We start from the raw sequence: 6,752 nt of genomic DNA on the forward strand, positions 1-6,752 counted from the left end.
TTCGCGACGAGAGGCGTGGCGTCCAGCGCGGCCGGGCCGGTGTCGGGAACGACGCGTTCGAGACGTTCACCGTCTCCAACGGAGCGTTCGCGACACTGCTTCAACACCCGGTCCCGCCCCGAGCCGGCCGTCGCCGAGGTGAGAGCCTCAGTCCGGTGGTTCGGGCTTCTCCGGCGAGCGGACGACGGCCACCGGGCAGTCGGCGTGATAGAGCACCGCGTGGCCGACCGACCCCAGCAGGACTCGCCGCAGTTCCCCGCCGCCGTGGCTGCCGACCACCAGCAGGGTGGCCTCGGCCGAGCGATCCAGCAACGCCTTCGCCGCCAGGTCCTCCACGACCTCGTGCGTGACCTCGACCTCGGGATACCGTTCGGTCCACGGCCGCAGCGCCTGGTGGACGGCCTTCGCCGCCGCGGCGCTCAGCTCGTCCCGCGCGAGGCCGGGGGTCTGACCGGCCAGTCCGAGCTCGCCCGCCGGGCCGAACGCGGGACCGAGGGTGGGGCTCAGCCACGCGTGCACCGCGTGGACGGCGAGGCGGTGCCGCGCGGCGAAGGCGAACGCGAAACCGGCTGCCTCGGAACCCTGGTCGGAGCCGTCGACGCCGAGCACCACCGGGCCCGCGTTGGCCGGATGGGGTGCGGGGCCCCGCACCACGACCACCGGCCGGAAGGCGGTGCGGGCCACCTCCGCCGCCGTCGAGCCGAGCAGGAGCCGGGCGAACGCGCCGGAGCCGGACGCGCCGAGCACGATCATGGCCGCGTCGCTGTCCTCGGCGACCGCGACCAGCGCCTCCTCGGGCGGGCCGTCGCGCAGCGCGGTTTCCACGACGGTGCCCGGATTCTGCTGCCGGACTTCGGCGGCGAGGTCCGCCAGCCGCTGCCGCGTGTCGAGGATGACGTCATTGGTCGTGGGCGCACCGGCCAGCGGCGCCGCGAGGAGATCGGCCCCCGGCGGCGGCCACCGGCCCCGCGCCGCCCGCACGATCAGCAGCCCGCGGCCCATCGCGGCCGCCTCGCCGACCGCCCACGTCACCGCCTGCCGCGCGCACTGCGAGCCGTCGGTGCCGACCACGACGGGCCCGCCGCCGGATTCGTTCGTGACCATGTTTCCGCCTTCCCTCAGGCGACTTCCCGGTGTGTACCCGCGATGCGGGTGAGCAGGTCCGCGACGAGCGCGGGTTCGCCGACGGTCACGGTGACCATCGAATGCCACAGGCCGTCGAACGGTCCGGCGCCGGGGACCGGCTCGCGGCACCGGATCCGGACGCCCGGCCCGGTGGTCGTGCGCACGATCAGGCCATGGCCCTCGGGGAACGCCGTGACACCGCGGTCCGAGGGCAGGCATCCGGCCGTCACCTCCGCACCGGCCACATTGGACAGACAGATTGTCACACGCCAGTGCCCGACCCGGACGCGGAGGCTTTCGCCGTCGAGTTCGAGGCCGCTGTCCGCGTCGAGCACCAGAGGTGGCCAGGAGAGCCCGCGGTCGACGGTGAACCCGGCGCGCAGCCGGTAGCGCACCACGGTCCCGATCCGGCGGGGAGTGCTGATGGTGGTCATCCGGTCGCCCTCCTTGGCTCGTCGTGTCCGTCCTCGGCCGCCCGCGCCGCGAGGGCCGCGAGTTCGAGTTCTTCCCGTGATGCGACGACGAGCACCGGAACCCCGGTGCCTGGCCCGCTGATCACCGCGTCGGCGTCACGCCGGGTGTCGAGCCCGCCGCGGATGCCGAGCACCCCGAGCCCGTCGGCGACGCTCTCCGCGACTTCGGGCTGGTCCCAGCCGATGTCGCCGGTGAAGACCAGCGCGTCGATCCGGCCGAGGCTCGCGGCCACCCCGGCGAGCGCGCGCGAGACCTGATGCTCGAACACGGCCATCGCGAAACTGGCGCGGACGTCGCCGTCCTTCGCCGCGCGGACGAGATCGCGGGTGTCGCCGGAGATCCCGGACAGGCCGAGCAGCCCGGATTCGGACTGCAGCGCGGGCGCGAGTTCCTCGAGCCCGACCTTGCCGTCCCGCAGCAACGACAGCAGCAGGCCGGGATCGACCGAGCCGCACCGTTTCGACATCGCCGGGCCTTCGAGCGGGGTCAGCCCCATCGAGGTGTCCATACTGCGGCCGCCGTGCACGGCGCACACCGAGCAGCCGCCGCCGAGATGGGCCACGAGCAGGTCCAGTTCCTCGATCGGACGGCCGAGCAGCGCGGCGGCGCGGCGGACGGCCCAGCCGTAGGAGATCCCGTGGAAGCCGTAGCGGCGCAGATCCCAGCGAGCTCGCCAGCGTTCCGGCAGCGCGTAGGTCCGCGCCCGCTCCGGGAGTCCACTGTGGAACGCCGTGTCCGGGCAGACGACGTGCGGGACACGCGGCAGCCGGTCGCGGAGCAGGTCGAGCAGCGCCAGCGCGGGCGGCTGGTGCAGCGGGGCCAGGGAGCGGGCGGCGTCGAGCGCGGCACGGACCCGCGGCCCGGCGATCGCCGGCCCGGTGACCGTGGCGCCGCCGTGCACGAACCGGTGCGCGACGGCGCCGGGTTCGCCCGGGAGCCGGTCGAGCAGTTTCTCCAGCGTGTCACGGGATTCGCGCGTGTTCGCGGGCTCACCGGTTTCGGCGGAGTCCAGCACCTTCTCCGCGGCGGTGTCGACGAGATGCGCGCGGAGGCTGGACGAACCGGCGTTGACGGTCAGGACGTTCACGGCGTCCACCGCCAGCCGGTGATCGCCTCCGGGTCGCGACCGTCGCGATAGGACAGTGCGAGCAGTTCGTCTCGTTCCCGCAACAGTTCCTGGGCGACGTCCTCGGCCCGGTCGCCCAGCGAGGAACGGGTCAGCGCGTCCGCGGCGAGATCGTGCCGGGTCATCCGGTTGCTCGCGAGCAGGTCGAACGGCGTCGTCGTGGTGCCCTCTTCGAGATAGCCGTGTACATGGAATCGGTCGGCGTGCTCGCGGCCGTGCAGGACTTCGTGCACTGCCGACGGGTAACCGTGGAAGCCGAAGACCACCGGGACATCGCGGGGGAAGAGCCGGTGGAACGCGTCGCCGGTCATGCCGTGCGGGTGCCGTTCGGGCGGGCAGAGCGTGAGCAGATCGACGACGTTGACCACGCGGACCCGGACCTCGGGCAGCGTGCGGCGAATGAGCCAGGCCGCGGCGACGGTTTCCAGCGTCGGGGTGGTGCCCGCGCACGCGAGCACGACGTCGGGATCCTCGTCGCCGGCGGTGCCCGCCCAGTCCCAGATCCCGGCGCCCGCGCGGCAGTGCGCGGCCGCCTCGGCGGGGCCGAGCCATTGCGGGGCCGGCTGTTTCCCGGTGACGACGACGTTGATCAGATCGGTGGAGTCCAGGCAGCGGCGGATCGTCTCCAGCGCGGTGTTCGCGTCCGGCGGGAGATACACACGGGCCACTGTGGACCGTTTCGTGAGCATGGTGTTGATGAAGCCGGGGCCCTGATGGCTGTAGCCGTTGTGCTCCTGCTCCCAGCCGTCGCTGGTGAGCAGGTAGTTCAGGCTCGCCACCGGGGCGCGCCACGGCGTCTCCCTCGCCATCTTCAGGAACTTGGCGTACTGGTTGACCATTCCGTCCACAATGGACACGAACGCCTCGTAGCACGGGAACAGGCCGTGCCGTCCGGTGAGCAGGTAACCCTGCAGCCAGCCCTGGCACAGGTGCTCGGACAGCACCTCCATGACGCGCCCGCCGGAGCCGAGGTGTTCGGCGTATCCGGGGACATCACCGCTGAACGCGCGGGGTGTCGCGTCCAGGACGGCGCCGAGTTTGTTGGATTCGAGCTCGTCCGGGCAGACGATCCGGAAATCCCGGCGTTCTTCGGTCGCCCGCACGAGGTCGGCCAGCCAGCCGCCGACGGCCTCGGTCGCGCTCGCGTCCACCGTGCCGGGCGTCTCGACCCGCACGGTGTGCGCGTCGAGACGGGGCAGGGGAAGTGCTGTGCGCAGCCTCCCGCCGTTGGCCTGCGGCACCTTGCCCAGCCGCAGATCGCCCTCGGGCGGGACGTCGAGCAGGTCGGGCGCAGGCGAGCCGTCCCCGGCGAACAGTTCCTCCGGGTGATACGAGCGAAGCCAGTCTTCGAGCAGCGCCAGCTCGCCGGCGTCGTCGGTGACGTGCTTGAGCGGGACCTGGTGCGCGCGGAACGTCCCGGCCAGCGGACGGCCGCCGGTGTCCCGCACCGGCGCGCCTTCGCCCTTGTCGCTGCGCAGGATCAGCATCGGCGGGCGGTCCGCGCCGAGGTCGCGGTGGGCGGCGGCCAGGGCCTGGCCGAACAGGGTGTCCGGATCGGGGGACCGCCGGATGTCGGCGAACCGCGGCGACCAGCCGCAGCCGCGGAAGTAGTGCTCCAGCTCCTCGTCACTCATCGACGCGAAGATCGTGGGCGAGGAGATCTTGTAGCCGTTGAGATGCAGGATCGGCAGGACGGCGCCGTCGTGCGGGCCGGTGAACCGCGGCGAGTGCCAGGACGCCGCGGTCGGGCCGGTCTCGGCCTCGCCGTCACCGACGACGCACGCGACGAGGAGGCCGGGGTCGTCGAGCACGGCGCCGAAGGCGGTCGCCAGTGCGTACCCCAGCTCGCCGCCTTCGTGGATCACCCCGGGAACGCCGGGGGAGAGGTGGCTGGGAAAGCCGCCCGGCCAGGAGAACCGGCGGACCAGCTCGGCGAGCCCCTTGCCGTCGCGGCTCAGCGCCGGGTCGTACTCCGCGTGCGTGCCTTCGAGCCACAGGTTCGCGTGGATGGCGGGCGCGCCGTGGCCGGGCCCGGTGACCAGCAGCGTGCGCTGCCCGGTCAGCCTGATCAGCGTGTTCAGTCCATTGTAGACGAGGTTGAGCCCGGGACAGGTGCCCCAGTGGCCGAGCGGCCGGGGCTTGACGTGCTCCGGCCGCAGCGGCTCGGTCAGCAGGGTGTTGTCGCGCAGGTGGATCATCGCCGCGCTCAGGTAGTCGCCCGCCCGGCGGTACCGGCACGACGTCCGTACGGGGACGGCGGCGGTGGTCATGACGCGTCCGTCCGGCCGAACGGGGGAACCTCCGGATCGTCGTCGGCGGGCGGTTCCGGGTCGCGCCACTCCTCGGCGCGGCTCGGCCCGTTCCCGCGCAGCATCCCGTCCAGCTCGGCCTTGAGCCGGTCGTCGTCCCGGGGCGAATGGCGGTCGCTTTCGCGGTGCATGCGGCCTCCTTCGGATCGGCGGCTGGCGTGCCCGAGCGGTCACACCGTCCCGTCCGGGTAGCCCGCCGGGTGCCGTCCGAAACGCGTTTCCGCCGCGCCACGGCGGGTAACCGGCCGGTATGGTGACACCAGGAGAACCCGGAGACCCCGCCGCCCCGATTCCGGACGACCAGGTCCGGCCGGTCTGGGCCTCGGTCGGCGACACCCTGCGCGTCGCGGCGGAGATCGCCGCGCCGACGGTCGCGATCGGGGTCGTCAAACGGCGGCCCGCGATGATGGCACTCGCCCACCGGGCCCACGTCGACCGGCCCGCGATCCGGCTCATGCGGAAGCTGCGGCACAAATACGGCGCCGGCCCGCTCCGGCTGCGCGTACCCGGCCGCTCGCTGAGCCTCGTGCTCGATCCGGCGCAGGTCGGCGGCCTGCTCGCCGACGCGCCGGTGCCGTTCAGCCCGGACACCACGGAGAAGAACGCCGCGCTGCGGCATTTCCAGCCGCACGGCGTGCTGATCTCCGAGGGTGGCAAGCGGGAGGAACGCCGCGAACTGAACGAGGCCGTCCTCGAACCCGGCCTCCCGCTGCATCACCTCGCGGGGCCGTGGGCGAAGATCATCCACGAGGAGGGCGCGCGGATCCCCGAGGGCATGGCCGAACTCGACGCCGACCGGTTCACCCGGCACTGGTGGACGATCGTCCGCCGGATCACGCTGGGCGGCGATACCGCCGTGGACCGCGAGATCACCGCGCTGCTCGACGACCTGCGGCTCGACGCGAACTGGGCCTACGCGCGGCGGCAGCAGGAGAGCACCCGCGACCGGTTCCTCGCGCTGGTAAGGCATCAGGTCGCGCTCGACCGTCCGGACAGCCTGGCGGGCGAACTCACGAAGTTCGCCGAGACCTCCGACACCGAGACGGACCCCGCCGGTCAGCTGCCGCACTGGATGTTCGCCTTCGACGCCGCCGGGATCGTGACACTGCGGGCGCTGGCCCTGCTCGCCACCCACCCCGCCCAGCGCGAGCGCGCGCTCGGCGAACTCGAGGGCCTCGACCTCACCGAACCCCACCAGCTGCCCTATCTGCGCTCCTGCGTGCTGGAATCGGTGCGGTTGTGGCCGACCACGCCCGCCCTGCTGCGGGAGAGCCGGTCGGAGACGGCGTGGGGCCCCGACGGCACGTCGTTCCTCGTGTACACGCCGTTCTTCCACCGTGACGACGAAACCCTGCCGTACGCGGACGACTTCGCGCCGGACATCTGGCTCGACGGCCGGGCGCAGCGGAATCCCGCGCTGGTGCCCTTCAGCGGCGGGCCGGGAATCTGCCCCGGCCGCGACGTGGTGCTCTTCACCGCGTCGACGCTGCTGGCCGTGTTGCTCAAGGAAGCGGAGTACACCCCGGAAGGCACGGCCGCCGCGCTGGTGCCGGGCCGCCTTCCGTCCACTTTGGACCACTTCGGCATCCGGCTCGGCATCGGCAGCCGCGACTGACACGTACTGACGCGTCCGGGCACAGTGGGCACAGTGGTGGGGGGGGTGGCGCGCCCGGGGGGGGGGGGAGGGGGCGGGGGGGGACTCGGTGGGGGCGCGGCCG

At 73.1% G+C, this 6,752-nt stretch carries 6 protein-coding genes; 1 reads left to right on the top strand and 5 read right to left on the bottom strand.

What is annotated here, in order from left to right:
• Positions 1 to 147: 147 nt before the first annotated feature.
• The 5 genes from ACFWX1_RS34710 to ACFWX1_RS34730 are packed head-to-tail and all read right to left on the bottom strand — an operon-like array spanning position 148 to position 5,165.
• Positions 148 to 1,104 carry a universal stress protein gene (locus tag ACFWX1_RS34710; RefSeq protein ID WP_378394012.1) on the bottom strand — a complete coding sequence of 319 codons (957 nt, stop codon included), beginning with the start codon at positions 1,102 to 1,104 and terminating at the stop codon, positions 148 to 150.
• Between the two features lie 14 nt (positions 1,105 to 1,118).
• A complete protein-coding gene (locus ACFWX1_RS34715) occupies positions 1,119 to 1,559 on the bottom strand; it encodes a hypothetical protein (protein WP_378394013.1) in 441 nt (146 codons plus the stop codon).
• Positions 1,556 to 2,695 carry an acetate/propionate family kinase gene (locus tag ACFWX1_RS34720; protein WP_378394014.1) on the bottom strand — a complete coding sequence of 380 codons (1,140 nt, stop codon included), beginning with the start codon at positions 2,693 to 2,695 and terminating at the stop codon, positions 1,556 to 1,558. The genes ACFWX1_RS34715 and ACFWX1_RS34720 overlap by 4 nt, the downstream gene beginning before the upstream one ends.
• Positions 2,683 to 4,995: a phosphoketolase family protein gene (locus ACFWX1_RS34725; protein WP_378394015.1), complete on the bottom strand. Its 2,313-nt coding sequence runs from the start codon at positions 4,993 to 4,995 to the stop codon at positions 2,683 to 2,685. Before ACFWX1_RS34725 ends, ACFWX1_RS34720 begins: the two co-directional genes overlap by 13 nt.
• The gene (locus tag ACFWX1_RS34730) at positions 4,992 to 5,165 is read right to left on the bottom strand and encodes a hypothetical protein (protein ID WP_378394016.1); all 174 of its coding nucleotides are present in this window, start codon (positions 5,163 to 5,165) and stop codon (positions 4,992 to 4,994) included. The genes ACFWX1_RS34725 and ACFWX1_RS34730 overlap by 4 nt, the downstream gene beginning before the upstream one ends.
• Before the next feature lie 119 nt (positions 5,166 to 5,284).
• Between ACFWX1_RS34730 and ACFWX1_RS34735 the strand changes: the two genes are divergently transcribed.
• Positions 5,285 to 6,649: a cytochrome P450 gene (locus ACFWX1_RS34735; protein ID WP_378394017.1), complete on the top strand. Its 1,365-nt coding sequence runs from the start codon at positions 5,285 to 5,287 to the stop codon at positions 6,647 to 6,649.
• The last annotated feature ends 103 nt before the right edge of the window (positions 6,650 to 6,752 follow it).

Source organism: Amycolatopsis sp. NPDC059021, assembly GCF_042739895.1.
Lineage (GTDB): Bacteria > Actinomycetota > Actinomycetes > Mycobacteriales > Pseudonocardiaceae > Amycolatopsis.

Excerpts from the sequence above, each read along its gene's own strand:
- ACFWX1_RS34710 (WP_378394012.1), bottom strand. The coding sequence starts at position 1,104 with ATGGTCACGAACGAATCCGGCGGCGGGCCCGTCGTGGTCGGCACCGAC.
- ACFWX1_RS34735 (WP_378394017.1), top strand. The coding sequence starts at position 5,285 with ATGGTGACACCAGGAGAACCCGGAGACCCCGCCGCCCCGATTCCGGAC.
- ACFWX1_RS34730 (WP_378394016.1), bottom strand. The coding sequence starts at position 5,165 with ATGCACCGCGAAAGCGACCGCCATTCGCCCCGGGACGACGACCGGCTC.
- ACFWX1_RS34715 (WP_378394013.1), bottom strand. The coding sequence starts at position 1,559 with ATGACCACCATCAGCACTCCCCGCCGGATCGGGACCGTGGTGCGCTAC.
- ACFWX1_RS34725 (WP_378394015.1), bottom strand. The coding sequence starts at position 4,995 with ATGACCACCGCCGCCGTCCCCGTACGGACGTCGTGCCGGTACCGCCGG.